At 60.3% G+C, this 17492-nt stretch carries 9 protein-coding genes and 1 tRNA gene; 1 reads left to right on the top strand and 9 read right to left on the bottom strand.

From position 1 onward, the window contains the following. Positions 1-2 precede the first annotated feature (2 nt). Positions 3-1325 (bottom strand): 4-aminobutyrate--2-oxoglutarate transaminase, encoded by a 1323-nt coding sequence (gabT, locus tag ACPWMG_RS24675; RefSeq protein WP_483302122.1) that lies wholly within the window; start codon positions 1323-1325, stop codon positions 3-5. A 130-nt stretch (positions 1326-1455) separates the two neighbouring features. Here gabT and pdxR point away from each other — a divergent pair, with 130 nt between their 5' ends. Then, entirely contained in the window at positions 1456-2910 is a 1455-nt protein-coding gene (pdxR, locus tag ACPWMG_RS24670) for a MocR-like pyridoxine biosynthesis transcription factor PdxR (RefSeq protein ID WP_483302121.1), read from the top strand. A 183-nt stretch (positions 2911-3093) separates the two neighbouring features. Here pdxR and ACPWMG_RS24665 read toward each other — a convergent pair. The 8 genes from ACPWMG_RS24665 to rpoB form a co-directional block, all read right to left on the bottom strand. Next, positions 3094-3169: transfer RNA gene (locus tag ACPWMG_RS24665), tRNA-Phe, on the bottom strand. Between the two features lie 18 nt (positions 3170-3187). Then, on the bottom strand, positions 3188-3889 hold the full coding sequence (locus ACPWMG_RS24660) for a response regulator (protein WP_483302120.1): 702 nt from the start codon (positions 3887-3889) through the stop codon (positions 3188-3190). A 63-nt stretch (positions 3890-3952) separates the two neighbouring features. Then, the gene (locus ACPWMG_RS24655) at positions 3953-6235 is read right to left on the bottom strand and encodes a sensor histidine kinase (RefSeq protein ID WP_483305334.1); all 2283 of its coding nucleotides are present in this window, start codon (positions 6233-6235) and stop codon (positions 3953-3955) included. Between the two features lie 11 nt (positions 6236-6246). Further along, complete coding sequence (locus tag ACPWMG_RS24650) at positions 6247-6813, bottom strand: DUF4390 domain-containing protein (protein ID WP_483302119.1); 567 nt, start codon at positions 6811-6813, stop codon at positions 6247-6249. Positions 6814-6841: 28 nt separating this feature from the next. Next, positions 6842-8179 carry a 16S rRNA (cytosine(967)-C(5))-methyltransferase RsmB gene (gene rsmB, locus ACPWMG_RS24645; protein WP_483302118.1) on the bottom strand — a complete coding sequence of 446 codons (1338 nt, stop codon included), beginning with the start codon at positions 8177-8179 and terminating at the stop codon, positions 6842-6844. A gap of 86 nt (positions 8180-8265) precedes the next feature. Next, positions 8266-8844 (bottom strand): LemA family protein, encoded by a 579-nt coding sequence (locus ACPWMG_RS24640; RefSeq protein ID WP_483302117.1) that lies wholly within the window; start codon positions 8842-8844, stop codon positions 8266-8268. Between the two features lie 113 nt (positions 8845-8957). Beyond that, on the bottom strand, positions 8958-13181 hold the full coding sequence (rpoC, locus tag ACPWMG_RS24635) for a DNA-directed RNA polymerase subunit beta' (RefSeq protein ID WP_483302116.1): 4224 nt from the start codon (positions 13179-13181) through the stop codon (positions 8958-8960). Positions 13182-13208: 27 nt separating this feature from the next. Then, complete coding sequence (rpoB, locus tag ACPWMG_RS24630; RefSeq protein WP_483302115.1) at positions 13209-17321, bottom strand: DNA-directed RNA polymerase subunit beta; 4113 nt, start codon at positions 17319-17321, stop codon at positions 13209-13211. Positions 17322-17492: the final 171 nt, after the last annotated feature.

Below are 17492 nucleotides of genomic sequence, written 5' to 3'. Positions count from 1 at the left end.
GATTACTCCTGCAGTGCCTTGGCGAGGATGGCCAGGCCTTCTTCAAAAACGGCGTCTTCGATCGTCAGCGGGAACAGGAAGCGCACCACATTGCCGTAGGTGCCGCAAGTCAGCAGCAGCAGGCCGGCTTCTTTGGCGCGCTGTTGCACGCGCATGGTTAAATCTGCGTCGGGCGTGCCGTCGGCCTTGGCGAACTCCATGGCCACCATGGCGCCGGGGCCGCGCACGTCGCTGATCTGCGGCGTGGTGGCGCGCAGCGCGTTCAGGCGGGTCTTGAGTTGCTGGCCGAGGCGCTCGGCGCGGGCGTTGAGCTCTTCGTCTTCGATCACGTCCAGCACGGCGTGTGCCGCCGCGATCGACAAGGCATTCGCCGCGTAAGTGCCACCCAGGCCGCCAGGGTTGGGCGCATCCATGATCTCGGCGCGACCACATACGGCCGACAGCGGCGTGCCACCGGCCAGGCTCTTGGCGAGCGTCATCAGGTCGGGCACCACGTCGTAGTGGTCCATGGCAAACCATTTGCCCGTGCGGCCAAAGCCGGTCTGGATTTCATCGGCGATCAGCACAATGCCATGCTGGTCGCAGATCTTGCGCAGCGCGCGCATGAACTCCAGCGGTGTCTGGTAGAAGCCACCTTCGCCCTGCACCGGCTCCAGGATGATGGCCGCGACCTGATCGGGCTCGATATCGCACTTGAACAGTTGCTCGATGGCGCGCAGCGAGTCGGCCACGCTCACACCATGCAATTCGATAGGCGCCGGTACATGGAAGACGCTGGCCGGGAACGGGCCGAAGCCCGCCTTGTAAGGCTGGACCTTGCCGGTCAGTGCCATGCCCATGTACGTGCGGCCGTGGAAGCCACCGCCCAGCGCGATGACGCCCGGGCGGCGCGTGTGGTGGCGCGCAATCTTGATGGCGTTCTCTACCGCTTCCGCGCCGGTGGTGAAGAAAGCCGTCTTCTTGGCGTGGGTGCCGGGCGTGAGCTGGTTGATGCGTTCGGCCAGGGTGACCACGCTTTCATAAGGCACGACCTGGTAGGCGGTGTGGGTGAAGCAATCTAGTTGCGCGCGAATCGCTTCGACGATGCGCGGATGGCGGTGGCCCGTGTTCAACACGGCGATGCCCGAGCCGAAGTCGATGTAGCGGCGGCCTTCCACATCCCAGAGTTCGGAATTCAATGCGCGCTCGGCGTAGATGGGGAAGCCGATGCCGACGCCGCGCGGCGTGGCGGCGATGCGGCGGGCGTCGATGGCGGCATTGCTGCGGGCGGCGACGGGGGCCGAGGTTTCGGCGTAGGGCTTGGCGATCAGATTGGCAGTGGTCATAGGAAAGGTCGTCAGGTGGTTTTCTGAATGTTCAGTCTATGGTTCAATTGGCTCCAATATAAGAACCAAGTTTTTTGAATTTATGGAACCAATTGGAAGGTCGGCCAAGGCGACAAATAGGAAGCCGAACATGGCCTTACCCGACTTCGTGCAAGCACATTTCGACCGGCAAAGCCCGCTGCCAAGTCACCGTCAGCTCTATGCCATCTTGCAGCGCGGCATCCGCGAAGGCGTGCTCGGCGCGGGCGGCAAGCTGCCCCCCACGCGTGTGCTAGCCCAGGCGCTGCGCATTGCTCGCAACACCGTTGTCCATGTCTACGAGCAGCTTGCGCTGGAAGGTTATGTGAGCGGCGGCGTTGGCCGTGGTACCTATGTGGCGCCGCTGGCGCCGCGCTTGTTAACCGGCGGCGCCAAGCTATCGGCTTCTCGCGTGGCCTCGCTGTCTCAACGCGGCACGCAATTGCTGGCGGGCGCGGGGGCGGCGACGCAGCAATGGGGTGCTTTTGTGCCGGGCGTGCCAGAGGTGCGGATGTTTCCCACGGTGGTGTGGAACCGCCTGAATGCACGGGTGCTGCGCCGGTCGACGCCTGAGCAGATGAGCTACGCCACCGGCGGCGGCGATGCCGGCCTGCGCCAGGCGATCTCTGACTATTTACAAGGCACACGTGGCGTGGTGTGCACGCCCGAGCAGATCGTCATCACCAGCGGTACCCAGCAATCGCTTCACCTGATCGCGCAGATGCTGACGGACCCGGGTGATCCGGTCTGGTTGGAAGATCCCGGCTATTGGGGGGCGCGAAGCGTGTTCAATGCCGCTGCCTTGCGACTCGAACCCGTGGCTGTAGACGAAGACGGTCTATTGCCAACGGCTGAGCAGCTACGCGCGCCACCACGACTGATGTTCGTCTCACCGTCACACCAGTACCCTACCGGCGCGCTGATGAGCCACGGTCGCCGCCGCCAGTTGCTGGACTATGCGGCCGCGCATGGTGTGTGGATGGTGGAGGACGACTACGACAGCGAGTTTCGCTACGACGCCCGTCCACTGCCCGCGCTGCAAGGACTGGACAACCAGGGCCGTGTCATCTATCTCGGCACGTTCTCCAAGACGTTGTTTCCCTCGCTACGCATCGCTTACCTGGTGTTGCCGCAAGAGCTGGTGGAGGGCTTTGCGCGCGGTCTTGGTGAGTTGTTTCGCGAGGGCCAGACCTTGCAGCAGTCAGTGTTGGCCAGCTTCATCGCCGAGGGGCACTACGCCAGCTATGTACGCCGCATGCGCGGCGTCTACAGCGCGCGGCGCGCGGCCTTGATCCAAGCCATTCAAGCGCGGTTTGGTGACCGGTTGCCCGTCATCGGCGGCAACGCCGGCCTGCACCTGGTGCTGGGGTTGCCGAGCCATGTCGACGACCGCAGCGTGGTGCGCAACGCACTTCGCGCCGGCATTGCCACGCGCCCGTTGTCGATGTACTCGATGCGCCAACCCGCGCCACAGCAGGGGTTGCTGCTGGGTTATGGCACGGTGCCAGAGGAGACAATCGAGGCCTCGTTTGGAAAGTTGGTGAAGGTGGTGTGCGCTGCTTTGTGAGATGCGGGTGCCGCTTGCGATGGAAGCACGACCTCAAGAAAAAGAGGTTTTGAATTCGCAGGGGACCATTTTGGAGAGCACCCAGAGGCGATACCTTGGAAACAGGTTCAGAAAACAAAAAAGCGACCGTTTGACGGGTCGCTTTTTGGCGTTGACTTCTAGCAAAAACTAGAACAACTGATTTGGTGGCCTGGGGCGGAATCGAACCACCGACACAAGGATTTTCAATCCTCTGCTCTACCGACTGAGCTACCGGGCCTGAGCCTCAGATTATATATCAAATTAAGCCACGTTTTCCACGTCCGAGCTCAACGCCTAATTGTTTTAGTTTTCTGTAGAGGTGGGTGCGCTCCAAACCGGTCTGTTCGGCCACGCGGGTCATGGAGCCGCCTTCTTGTGCGAGATGGAATTCGAAGTAGGCTTTTTCGAAACCATCACGGGCTTCGCGCAGGGGTTTGTTCAGGTCGAAAGCTTGGCGCGCCTGGGGGCCGATGTCCATCAAGGTAGAGATGGTGCTGACGCCTGTGCCGGATGTAGCCTCACCCGAGTGGACGATAGGCTCGACCGCAAAGCTGGTGTGGTGGTTGACGGGGAGCGGTGCGGGTTTGCGGTTCGCATTGCCGGCCAAGGCCATTTCAACGGCCTTCAACAGCTTTTGAAGTGTGATGGGTTTTTCTAGGAATGAATGCGCGCCGATTTTGGTGGCTTCCACTGCGGTGTCGATGGTGGCGTGGCCGCTCATCATGATGACAGGCATGGTCAGGGCACCAGATGAGGCCCATTCCTTGAGCAGGGAGACGCCGTCGGTGTCGGGCATCCAGATGTCGAGCAAAACCAGGTCGGGGCGGGCGCGGGCGCGGGCGGCGCGTGCTTCTGCTGCGTTTTCTGCCAGTTCGATCGTGTGGCCTTCGTCATTCAGGATTTCCGAAAGCAGGTCTCTGATGCCAAGCTCGTCGTCGACCACCAATATGTTTGCCATGTTTACTTGCGTGTCCCGAAAGAAGTGAAGTCTGGAGTCCAAGGCGTCTGTAGCAAATTGTTGCTAAATTACGACGCCTGCGCTGGTTCCGAATGATAACGACACTTGGGCACCCTTTACGGCTCCGTCAACGATTCGATTGCTGAGAGAAATACGGGCGCCGTGGTCATCGACGATCTTTTTGACCACCGCCAAACCAAGCCCTGTGCCTTTGGCTTTGGTGGTGACGTAGGGTTCGAATGCACGCTTAAGAATGTTCTCGGGAAAACCGGTGCCGTTGTCGACCACGGTGAGTCGCACCGTTTGTGAGGCGGGAATCCACTGCGTGCTGACGATTGCTCCGGGGCCCTGTGCGGATTGACCGGCGCTTTCGGTGGCGTCTTGCGCGTTCTGCACCAGGTTGTGGATGACCTGGCGAAGTTGCTCCGCATCACCGCGAATCGGCGGGCAGGCTGGGTCGAGCTTGGTTTGGACGGCCGCTTTGGCACTGTCGTTTTCATACAAAAGAAAGATGTCTTGGACCAGTGCGTTGAGGTCCATGGGCTTGAGTTCGGCGGCCGGCAGGCGCGCGTAGTCGCGGAATTCATTGACCAGGCGTTTCATCGAGTCGACTTGGTCGACGATGGTTTTGACTGATTTCTTCAGCAACGCTTGCTCGGGGTCGCCCAGTTTGTTGAGCAGCTTCATTTCCATGCGTTCAGCCGAGAGCTGAATGGGCGTGAGCGGGTTCTTGATTTCGTGCGCCAAGCGCCGCGCCACTTCGCCCCAGGCTTGGGAGCGCTGGGCGGAAACAATTTCTGAAATGTCGTCAAAAACCAACAATCGCGTGGCGTCCGGCAATTCGGCACCTCGGGCCACCAGGGTGACGGCGTCTTGTGCAAAGGGGTTATGGGCGTTTTGCGACGGATGCAATTCAAAGGATTGCTGCCAGTGATCGAGTCCGTGCTGGCTGCGCGCGGTTTCATGCGCATCAAACTGCGCGAGGACTTTTGCGGCGAAAGTGTCCAGGCCAGGCACTTTGCTGAGGGGCTGGCCTTCATGCGCCGCCAGTGGCAGGCGCAGGATGCGGGTGGCGCCGGGGTTGGACGACAGGATGTTGCCGTCGATGCTGAGCACGATGACGCCGGCAGTCAGGTTGTCCAGAATGGTTTGCAAATTGGCGCGGGCGGCGATCACCTGTGTCATGCTTTGCTCGGCGCTGTTGCGCGCGTCAGAGAGCTGCTGCGTCATTTGGGCGAACGAGCGGGTCAGGCCACCGAGTTCGTCTTTGCCTTGCAGCACGGCTTTGGGCGTGAGGTCGCCTGCGGCCACCTGGCGCACGCCATCGGCCAGCAGCAGCAACGGCCGCGCAAGTTGGTTACCTAGCAGCACCGCCAGCACCACAGCGCCAAACACGGCCAGAAACAGGCTCAGCGTCAGCGTGCCGATGTACATGCGTTTGAGCCCGCTGCGGGCCAAGGCGCGTTCCTGGTATTCGCGGTTGGCCAGTTGGACGGCAATCGCATCTTTGACCAGTTGCTGCGGCAGGCTTTGCGTGACTTGCAGGAAACGCGGCTCGACCAGCAGCCCCACATTGGACGTGGGTACCAGCACAATGGCCTTGATGTGGGCGTTGGTGGGAACGGTGTCCCAGGTGTCGTCCAGCCCCTCGACCACGGCCATGCTGCGCGTGCTGCGTACGGTGCGCAGTTGCTGCTGGGTCGGGCGCTCCGGTCGTAAGTTGAAGCGCGATTGGCCAGTGCTGGCGATGACCTGGCCAGACGCGCTCCAGAGCACCACGTCGTTGACGGCCAATTGGTCGCGAATGCGTTCCAGAGGCACGCCCACTGACGAGTTGGGCACTTCGGCCAACAAGGTGCTGGCGCCGCGGGTTTTGGTGGCCAAGTCGCTGGACAGCGCTTCCAGCGTGGTGCGGCCGAGGTTTACCCCGGCGTCCAACGCGCCTTCCACCTGCACGTCAAACCAGCTCTCAATCGAACGCGTGACGAACTGGTAGGACACGACATAAATCAACCCACCCGGCACCAGCCCCACCAAGGCGAAGATGGCGGCCAGTTTCAGCAGCAGGCGGCTGCCGAATTTGCCTTTGCGCAGCCGCAGCAGCAAGCGAATGCCAAACCACAGAATGACGCTGAGCAAGACACCCGCCACCACCATGTTGATGACGAACAGGCGCGCGTAATTGCGCTCGTACAACTCGCGGTTGTTGGTCGACAAGGTGAGCAGGAAGAACAGCACCAGCCCCACGGCCACCACCACTGCCGTGCCAACGCCAAAAGCCCAGCGCCGCGCGCGCGCGGTCAACAAACCATGCTGTCGGATGGTGTAGCGGGCTGACGAGCGCAGGTCATCGGGTTTCACTTGGCGTTGCTTTCGCGGCCCAGTTGGACGGTCTGGCTCACGCCAAGGTTCCAGTCCGACTGGCCGACCGCGCCAATCTGGAACGGACGCGGCAGTTGAGAGACATCCAGGCGGAACGAAAACTCCACGTAGTACTGCGACTCGCGGGCCCCTTCGGGCAGATCGGCAATCTTCCACTGCGAGAAGCGCTGCACCACGGCCAGTGCGTCTGTGAGCGATTCAAAGTTCTGATTGAGCGTGACCCCGAGCCCGCTGTTGCCCATGGCCGTGGGCGACACGTTGAGTCGCCAGCGGCGCGTGAGCGGCTGGTACGACAGGCGCATGTGGCGCGCATCGGAGCCCACTTTCGAGTCAGCCCAATACCAGCGGTTACGAAACACTTCGGCCTCGGCGACGAAGTGCATGGGAATGCCTTTGTACAGCGCATCTTCGACCGGGCCGCTCAAATCGAACTTGACGTTGCCCGACAACAAAATGCCGCCATCTGCAACTTGCAGATGCAACTGTTGCACTTCCGCGTGAACCGACTGGGCTTGGCTGGGGGCGAAGGCTGTCAGAAGCAACAGGGCTCCCACCAGCCAGGCCGCGAGCCTAGACCACCGCTTTTTCCAACAGTGCGTAAAAGAAACCGTCGTGTTCACCCAATGGATTGTCTGGGACAGCGTCGTTTCCCTCTCCCTTTTGGGGCATTAAATGCCCTGGGGAGGGCTGAATTGCGGCATTGGTGTGGCGCGCAAGAAACGTTTCGATCTGTTCCTGGCCTTCCGCAAGGAACACCGAGCAGGTGCAATACAGCATTCGGCCGCCCGGTTTGAGCAGGGGCCAAAGCTTGTCGAGCAGGGTGGCCTGGATGCGCGCGAGCTGGGCAACGTCGCTTTCGCGGCGCAGCCAGCGCACGTCTGGGTGGCGGCGCACGATGCCCGAGGCGGTGCAGGGCGCATCGAGCAAGATGGCGTCGAAGGCGGTGCCGTCCCACCAAGTTTCTGTCGCACCCGCATCAGCGGCCACCACTTGGGCCTGCAGCCCCAGGCGTTGCAGGTTTTGGTGGATTCGCTCGCAGCGCTGGGCGTCGACGTCGAGCGCCAACACTTGGGCGTTCGGGGCGATTTCCAGCAGATGCGCGGTTTTGCCGCCGGGGGCCGCGCAGGCATCCAGAACGCGCAGGGGCGCGCTCGTGTCCAGACCCGCGAGGAGCAGGGGGGCTGCCAATTGGGCGGCGGCGTCTTGCACCGAGGCATGACCCTGGTCAAAGCCGGGCAGGGCCTGCACCGGATGCGCTTTGGCCAGTTGCAGGCCTGTAGCTGCGACCGGTTTTGAATCAATATTGATAGCTGTCAGCGCTTTTTGGTATTGCGCTAGAGGCATTTTTTGTTCATTGACTCGTAGAGTCATCGGGCCGTGGCTGTTGTTGGCTGCCAGTACCTCTTGCCAACGGTTGGGTTGTTCATCGCGCATGCGTTTGATCCACCAGCGCGGGTGGTTCCATAGCGCCACGGGGTCGCGGTCGCTGGCGGCGATCAAGGTTTCGCGTTCACGCAGAAAGCGACGCAGGCAGGCATTGATGAACTTGGCTTGCGCCTTGGCAGGGCCCCGTGTGGCAGCCTCCACGGTTTGGTTGACCAGCGTGTGTGCGTCGTAGGGCGCGTCGGTTTCCGTCCAGCCAAGGGCCAGCGCCAGGCAGAGCAATGCGTCAACCTTGGGTGGCGGCGTGCGGGTGGCCAGCAGATTGCGCAGTACTTCGGCACGCCCCAGGTGCCGTAAGGCATGGAACACCAGCGCCTGTACACCGGGCCGCAGTGCGGGGCTGATGGCATTCAGCGCGGGCGTGGCCGAGCCACCCTGGCGAACTTCCTGCAAGACGTGGGCTGCACCTTGCAGTTGTTGCCAGAGAGGGATGGATTTATGAGTGGGTTGAGATGACTTGGTCAAACGATTACGAGATAAGCAAAAAATAAAGGAGGCCTGGGCGTTCGAAGCTTGCGTGGTCGCAGCTCATCGGTTGTGTCGCTACGGCTTTACGGCAGCGACATGTCGAGTACCCGCGCTCGCCTGAAGCCTACCAGCCAAGCCAGCAGCAGGGCTGGGAACTGCCCGATGGCCGCGTTGTAGTCTTGTATGGCTTGGGTGAAGTGCACGATGGCTTCATCGGTTTGGCGGCTCAGGTCATCCCAGACAGCCGCTTGCGGCAAGGGGGCTCCGGTCAACGTGGCACATTCTGCTGCCATGCGTTGCCAGGCCATGCGTAACACCACGCCAGCGGCGCTCAGGGCGGCCATGGCCTCGGCATCGAGTGGCTTGGTTCGCGCCACGGCTAGCGAGGCCATGAATTGGGTCGCGGCACCTTGTACGCCTGTCCATGGCGAGGCGGGGCGTAGTCCTTCAGATACGGGAAGTGCGGGCGCGGAAACGGGCGCGACGATCACCGTGGCCAGAACCAAGTCGGCACCTCTTTGCAGCAATGGCGACACCACACCAAAGGTGCGCAGCGCTTCAGAGCGCAACCGCACCAAGCGGTTGTAGGCGCCAACGCCCCAAAACAGCAGCAGTGCGGCGGCGCCCCAAATGTAGAGATGGTCGAGTGTTTCTAGTGCCATGGGCCAAAAGGAAGGGACGGGCTCAGCTTGCCATAAAAAAACCCCAAGCTCAGGGAAATGAGCTTGGGGTTTGGACTGACATCGCGTCAGTGGCAGTCAGCGTGTGCGCGGTTTTAATCCGCAGCAGGATGCTCGCTGTGATCGGCCACGGTCGCTTCTTCCGACGTGCCAGCCAATTCGGCGGCTTCGGCTTCGGCAATGGCGCGGCGCTCGGCGTCGTCCATCAGTTCCTTGGCCTTGCGCGCTTGGTGGTAAGCCATGCCGGTGCCGGCTGGGATCAGACGGCCCACGATCACGTTTTCCTTCAGGCCGCGCAGTTCGTCGCGCTTGCCCATGATGGCGGCTTCGGTCAGCACACGCGTGGTTTCCTGGAAGGAAGCGGCGGAGATGAACGAGTCGGTCGACAGCGAAGCCTTGGTGATACCCAGCAACATATTGGTATAGGTTGCGGGAATCTTGTCTTCGCTGCGCAGGGCGTCGTTGGTGTCGAGCATTTCGCTGCGTTCCACGTGTTCGCCAGCAATGTAGCCAGAGTCACCGGTGCTTTCCACCACGACACGGCGCAGCATCTGACGCACGATCACTTCGATGTGCTTGTCGTTGATCTTCACGCCTTGCAAGCGGTAAACGTCCTGCACTTCGTCGACGATGTAGCGTGCCAGCTCTTCCATGCCCAACAGGCGCAGGATGTCTTGTGGGTCGGCTGGGCCGTCCACAATCGATTCGCCCTTGTTGACCACTTGGCCTTCGTGCACCAGGATGTTCTTTTCTTTGGGGATCAGTTCATCCCAGACCTTGCCTTCAGGGTCGGTGATTTGCAAGCGGACCTTGCCCTTGGTTTCTTTACCGAACGACACGGTACCGGTCATTTCGGCCAGCATGCCCTTGTCCTTCGGCGTACGCGCTTCGAACAGTTCGGCCACACGTGGCAGACCACCGGTAATGTCGCGGGTCTTTTGACCTTCGACCGGGATACGGGCCAGCACTTCGCCTGGGCCCACGTCCTGGCCGTCGCGCACCTGGATCAGCGCGCCGACGGGGAAGCCAATGGTCACCGAGTGATCGGTGCCAGGGATCTTCACTTCATTGCTTGAAGCGTCGATCAGCTTCACCTGCGGACGCACCACCTTGGCAGCACCACGGCGCTTGGGGTCGATGACCACCATGGTCGACAGGCCGGTCACTTCGTCAACCTGCTTGGCGACCGTGAGGCCTTCTTCCACGTTTTCGAACTTGGTCGTACCGGCGAATTCCGTGATGATCGGACGCGTCAGCGGATCCCAAGTCGCGAGCACCGTGCCAGCCTTGATGGCTTGGTCAGCCTTGACCGCCAACACGGCGCCGTAAGGCACCTTGTGGCGTTCACGCTCACGGCCGTGTTCGGAGATGATGATCTCGCCAGAACGTGCAATCACCACCAGCTCGTTCTTGCTGTTGGTCACGTAGCGCATCGTGGCGTTGAAGCCGATGCTACCGTTGGACTTGGCTTCCACGCTGGAGGCTACTGCCGCACGCGAAGCCGCACCACCGATGTGGAACGTACGCATGGTCAGCTGCGTGCCGGGTTCACCGATGGACTGCGCGGCGATCACACCAACGGCTTCACCGATGTTGATCAGGCCGCCACGGCCCAAGTCGCGGCCATAGCACTTGGCGCAGATACCGAAGCGGGTGGCGCAAGTCAGGGCGGTACGCACCTTCACTTCGTCCACGCCTTGGGCTTCGAGTTCTTCGATGTTGTCTTCGTCGAACATCTCGCCGGCCTTCAGGATCACCGAGCGGTTTTCGGGGTGCAGCACGTCGTCTGCAGCGGTACGGCCCAAGACCCGTTCGCGCAGCGATTCAATGACTTCACCGCCTTCGACGATGGCGCGCATCAGCGAACCGTCGTGTGTGCCGCAGTCTTCTTCGGTCACTACCAAGTCTTGCGTCACGTCGACCAGACGACGGGTCAGGTAACCCGAGTTAGCCGTCTTCAACGCCGTGTCAGCCAGACCCTTACGCGCACCGTGGGTGGAGATGAAGTACTCCAACACGTTCAGACCTTCGCGGAAGTTCGCGGTGATCGGCGTTTCAATGATCGAGCCGTCAGGCTTGGCCATCAGACCCCGCATACCGGCCACCTGGCGAATTTGCGCTGCAGAACCGCGAGCGCCCGAGTCGGCCATCATGTAGATGGAGTTGAACGACTCTTGCGTGACTTGGTTGCCGTTGCGGTCGATGGTTTGTTCCTTCGACAACTGGGCCATCATCACCTTGGACACTTCGTCACCCGACTTGCCCCAGATGTCCACCACCTTGTTGTAGCGTTCGCCAGAAGTCACCAGACCGGACACGTATTGCTGTTCGATCTCTTTGACTTCCTTCTGGGCGCGCTCGATGATGCCGTGCTTCTCTTTCGGCACCAACATGTCGTCGATACAGATCGAGATACCAGCTTTAGTGGCCAGACGGAAACCGTACTGCAGCAGCTTGTCAGCAAACACCACCGTTTCTTTCAAACCGCACTTGCGGAAAGAAACGTTGATCAGCTTCGAAATTTCCTTCTTCTTCAACGCCTTGTTGATGTTGGAGAAAGGCAGGCCCTTGGGCAGGATTTCCGACAGCAGTGCACGGCCCACCGTGGTTTCCCACAGCTTGGTCGATGGCACGAATTCGCCGGTGGCCTTGTCCTTGGTGTACTCGGTCAGGCGCACGTTGATGCGCGCGCTGAGTTCGGCTTCACCCGCGTCGAAAGCGCGTTGCACTTCGCCGGTGTTGGCGAAAATCAAGCCTTCACCCTTGCCGTTTACACGGTCGCGGGTGGTGTAGTACAGGCCCAACACAACGTCTTGCGAAGGAACAATCGAAGGCTCGCCGCTGGCAGGGAACAAGATGTTGTTCGACGCCAGCATCAAGGTACGCGCTTCCATCTGTGCTTCCACAGACAACGGCACGTGAACGGCCATCTGGTCACCGTCGAAGTCAGCGTTGAACGCCGAGCAGACGAGCGGGTGCAGTTGAATGGCCTTGCCTTCGATCAGGATCGGCTCGAACGCCTGGATGCCCAAACGGTGCAGCGTAGGCGCACGGTTCAGCATCACGGGGTGTTCCTTGATGACCTCTTCCAGAATGTCCCACACCACTGGCGTGCCGGATTCGACTTCCTTCTTCGCCGCCTTGATGGTAGTGGCGATGCCCATGGCTTCCAGGCGCGAGAAGATGAAAGGCTTGAACAGTTCAAGCGCCATCAGCTTCGGCAAGCCGCACTGGTGCAGCTTGAGCGTTGGGCCCACGGTAATCACGGAACGACCAGAGTAGTCGACGCGCTTGCCCAACAAGTTTTGACGGAAACGACCGCTCTTACCCTTGATCATGTCGGCCAAGGACTTCAGCGCGCGCTTGTTGGCGCCCGTCATGGCCTTGCCACGGCGGCCGTTGTCGAGCAACGAGTCCACGGCTTCTTGCAGCATCCGTTTTTCATTGCGTGCAATGATTTCCGGTGCCTTCAGTTCCAGCAGACGGCGCAGACGGCTGTTGCGGTTGATGACGCGACGGTAGAGGTCGTTCAAGTCGGAGGTCGCGAAGCGGCCGCCATCCAGTGGCACCAGCGGACGCAGATCCGGTGGCAACACGGGCAGCACTTCCAGCACCATCCACTCGGGCTTGATGCCAGACTTCTTGAAGGCTTCCAGCAGCTTCAGGCGCTTGGCGTTCTTTTTGATCTTGACTTCGGAGCCGGTCAGGTCGTTGCGCAGTTTCTCGATCGACGCGTCGATCTCGATGCCTTCGAGCAAGTCCTTGATACCTTCGGCGCCCATCTTGGCCACGAACTCATCGCCGTACTCTTTGGTCTTGGCGTCGAAGTCGTCTTCCGACATGATCGAGTACTTCTTCAGCGGGGTCATGCCGGGGTCGGTCACGACGTATGCTTCAAAGTACAACACGCGTTCGATATCGCGCAGCGTCATGTCCAGCACCAGGCCCAGACGCGATGGCAGCGACTTCAGGAACCAGATGTGGGCGCAAGGCGCGGCCAGGTCGATGTGACCCATGCGCTCGCGGCGCACTTTGGTCTGCGTGACTTCAACGCCGCACTTTTCGCAGATCACACCGCGGTGCTTCAGGCGCTTGTACTTGCCGCACAAGCATTCGTAGTCTTTGATAGGGCCAAAGATCTTGGCGCAAAACAGACCATCGCGCTCTGGCTTGAAGGTGCGGTAGTTGATGGTTTCTGGCTTCTTAACTTCACCAAAAGACCACGAGCGAACCTTCTCCGGCGAAGCCATACCGATGCGGATGGCGTCGAAGTGTTGGTCCGGCGTAAATTGCTTGAACAGGTCGAGTAATGATTTCATGAGTTAAATCCTTTTTCTTTCCTGCGATTAGCTGCGTTCGAGTTCGATGTCGATACCCAACGAGCGGATTTCCTTGACCAGCACGTTGAACGATTCCGGCATGCCGGCTTCGATCGCGTGTTCGCCCTTGACGATGCTCTCGTAGACCTTGGTGCGGCCGACCACGTCGTCCGACTTGACCGTCAACATTTCTTGCAGGGTGTAAGAGGCGCCGTAAGCTTCCAGCGCCCACACTTCCATTTCCCCGAAACGCTGACCACCGAACTGCGCCTTACCACCCAGCGGCTGCTGCGTGACGAGCGAGTAAGGGCCGGTCGAACGGGCGTGCATCTTGTCGTCCACCAAGTGGTGCAGCTTCAAGAAGTGCATGTAGCCGACGGTGGTCGAACGGTCAAACGGTTCACCCGTGCGGCCATCAAACAGGTTGGCTTGTGTGCGCGTGGCGGTCAGGCCCTTGCGTGTAGCCTCTGCATCGGGGTAAGCCAGCTTCAGCATTTCGCGGATGTTTTCTTCCGCAGCACCGTCGAACACCGGCGTGGCAAACGGCAGACCTTGCGACAGGTTCTCGGCCATTTCCAGCACTTCGGTATCGCTCAACAACGACAGATCTTCCTTGCGGCCGGTGTTGTTGTACAGCGTGTCGAAGTAGGTGCGCAGTTCGGCAACCTTGGCTTCGGCTTGCAGCATGTCGCCAATGCGTTGGCCGATACCCTTGGCAGCCCAGCCCAAGTGCACTTCCAAAACCTGACCCACGTTCATCCGCGAAGGCACGCCCAGCGGGTTCAGCACGATGTCGCACGGCGTACCGTCGGCCATGTAAGGCATGTCTTCGACCGGAACGATCTTCGACACCACACCCTTGTTGCCGTGACGGCCGGCCATCTTGTCGCCAGGCTGCAGGCGGCGCTTGACGGCCAGGTAGACCTTGACCATCTTCAACACGCCTGCTGGCAACTCGTCGCCTTGCGTCAGCTTCTTGCGCTTTTCTTCAAAAGCCAGGTCGAAGCTGTGGCGGGTTTGTTCGAGCGAGTTCTTGATCGATTCAAGCTGCGTGGCGACTTCATCGTCGGCAGGGCGAATGTCGAACCAGTGGAATTTCTCCACCGACGACAGGTAAGCCTTGTCGAGCTTGGTGCCCTTGGCCAGCTTTTGCGGGCCACCGTTGGCGACCTTGCCGATCAGCAGCTTTTCGATACGGTCGAACGCGTCGGCCTCCACGATGCGCAACTGGTCGTTCAGGTCCAGGCGGAAGCGCTTGAGTTCATCGTCGATGATCTGCTGGGCGCGCTTGTCGCGTTGGATGCCTTCACGCGTGAACACTTGCACGTCGATCACGGTGCCTTGCGAACCTTGGTCCACGCGCAGCGACGTGTCTTTCACGTCAGAAGCTTTTTCACCGAAGATGGCGCGCAGCAGCTTTTCTTCTGGCGTCAGCGTGGTTTCACCCTTAGGCGTGACCTTGCCCACCAGCGTGTCGCCAGGTTGCACTTCGGCGCCAACGTAGATGATGCCGGACTCGTCCAGGCGGTTCAGCTGTTGTTCGCTCAGGTTCGGGATGTCGCGCGTGATGTCTTCTGCACCCAGCTTGGTGTCGCGTGCCATGACCACGAGTTCTTCGATATGGATCGAGGTGTAGCGGTCGTCAGCGACGACGCGTTCCGAGATCAAGATCGAATCTTCGAAGTTGTAGCCGTTCCATGGCATGAAGGCGATCAGCATGTTCTGACCCAGGGCCAATTCGCCCATGTCGGTCGAAGCGCCGTCGGCAATCACGTCACCCTTGGCCAGCTTGTCGCCCTTGCGGACGATAGGGCGCTGGTGGATGTTGGTGTTCTGGTTGGAGCGTTGGTACTTGATCAGGTTGTAGATGTCCACACCGACTTCGCCAGCAGCGGCTTCCGCGTCGTTCACGCGAATCACGATGCGGGTAGCGTCCACGTAGTCCACCACACCACCGCGGGTTGCGGTGACGACGGTGCCCGAGTCGACCGCAGCAACGCGCTCGATACCGGTACCGACGAATGGCTTTTCAGGGCGCAACACGGGCACAGCTTGACGCTGCATGTTGGCGCCCATCAATGCGCGGTTCGCATCATCGTGTTCCAGGAACGGCACGAGCGACGCAGCAACCGACACGATCTGCGCAGGTGACACGTCCATGTACTGGATGCGTTCAGCGCCGACCAAGATGGATTCGCCGCGCTCACGTGCGGAAACAAGGTCGCCAGTCAGCTTGCCTTCTTTGTCGAGCGCGGCGTTGGCCTGCGCGATGACGTACTTGCCTTCTTCAATGGCCGACAGGTAGTCAATTTCGTTGGTGACCTTGCTGTCGACCACGCGACGGTACGGTGTTTCGATGAAACCGTATTCGTTCAGGCGGGCGTACAGAGCCAACGAGTTGATCAGACCAATGTTTGGACCTTCCGGCGTTTCGATCGGGCACACACGACCGTAGTGGGTCACGTGCACGTCACGTACTTCAAAGCCAGCGCGTTCGCGGGTCAAACCACCTGGGCCAAGGGCCGAAACACGACGCTTGTGCGTGATTTCGGACAGTGGGTTGGTTTGGTCCATGAACTGCGACAGTTGGGACGCACCGAAGAACTCTTTCAGAGCAGCAGAGATCGGCTTTGAGTTGATCAGATCGTGCGGCATCAGCGGCTCTTGTTCCGCTTGGCCCAGACGTTCCTTCACAGCCTTTTCAATACGTGCCAGACCGGCGCGGTATTGGTTTTCAGCCAGCTCACCGACGCAACGCACGCGGCGATTGCCCAAGTGGTCGATGTCATCGACTTCGCCGCGGCCATTGCGCAGATCCACCAGGATCTTGACCACAGACAAGATGTCTTCGTTGGTCAACACCATTGGGCCCGTAGGCTCGTCGCGACCCATCTTGGCGTTGAACTTCATCCGGCCCACGCGCGACAGGTCGTACGTGTCTGGGTTGTAGAACAGGCGTTGGAACAGGGCTTGAACAGCGTCTTCCGTTGGCGGCTCGCCAGGGCGCATCATGCGGTAGATGGCCACACGTGCTGCAAACTCGTCGACGGTTTCGTCACCACGCAGGGTCTGAGAGATGTAGGCGCCTTGGTCGAGTTCGTTGGTGTAGATGCAAGGCAGGTCTTGCACGCCGGCGCTGCGCAGCTTCTTCAGCAGCGCTTCGGTCAGCTCGTCGTTGGCCTTGGCGATGATTTCGCCGGTGTCGCCGTCAACGATGTTCTTGGCGACCACACGACCGATCAGGAAGTCTTCTGGCACGCTGATGTGCGTGGTGCCAGATTGTTCGAGTTCACGGGTATGGCGGGCGGTGACGCGCTTGTCCTTGGCCACGATGACCTTGCCGGCCTTGTCAGTGATGTCGAAACGCGCCACTTCGCCACGCAGACGCTCGGAAACGAATTCCATTTGCGCGCCGCTGTCCATCAGACGGAAGTTGTCGTTCACAAAGAAGTTGGCCAAGATCGATTCAGGCATCAGGCCAATGGCCTTCAGCAGAATCGTCACGGGCATCTTGCGGCGACGGTCAACGCGGAAGTACAGGATGTCCTTCGGGTCGAATTCGAAGTCGAGCCACGAACCACGGTAAGGAATCACGCGTGCCGAGAACAGCAACTTGCCGGAGCTGTGGGTCTTGCCCTTGTCGTGTTCAAAGAACACGCCAGGCGAACGGTGCAACTGAGACACGATCACGCGCTCGGTACCGTTGATGATGAACGAGCCCTTTTCCGTCATCAGGGGCACTTCGCCCATGTAGACTTCTTGCTCTTTCACCTCTTTGACCACCTTGGACTGAGCCGTCGACGACTCGCGGTCGTAAATGATCAGTTGCACTTTCGCGCGAACGGCGGAAGAGAACGTCAAACCACGGGTTTGGCATTCACGCACGTCGAACGCTGGGCGGGCTAGGTTGTACTCCACGTACTTCATTTCCACGAAGCCGTTGTGGGAGACGATCGGGAACGCGGCCTCAAAGGCTGCTTGCAGCCCGTCGGCTGTGCGTTTCTGGGGCGCTGCGTCAGCTTGCAAGAACGCGGTATATGCGTCCTTTTGCATCTGGAGAAGGTAAGGGACTTCGAGCACGCTGTCGCGGCTGCCGAAATTTTTGCGAATGCGTTTGCGTTCGGTGTACGTATAAGCCATGAGATCTCCGGGCGAGGACTATGGAATCCTGGGGGCCAATCGACTGTGTTGTCGGGCGTCATACCCCACGAACTTGGCGGTTGGCCACTACCAACCATGGCGGACGATTGCGCGTTGCACGCAATCCGAACCAAGGCATCTTCTGCAGTCGGGTCCAGAAGACACTGAAAA

It is taken from the genome of Hydrophilobacter chitinilyticus, assembly GCF_049860745.1.
GTDB lineage: Bacteria > Pseudomonadota > Gammaproteobacteria > Burkholderiales > Burkholderiaceae_C > Rhodoferax_B.
This window is presented reverse-complemented; position numbering and strand designations above follow the sequence as displayed.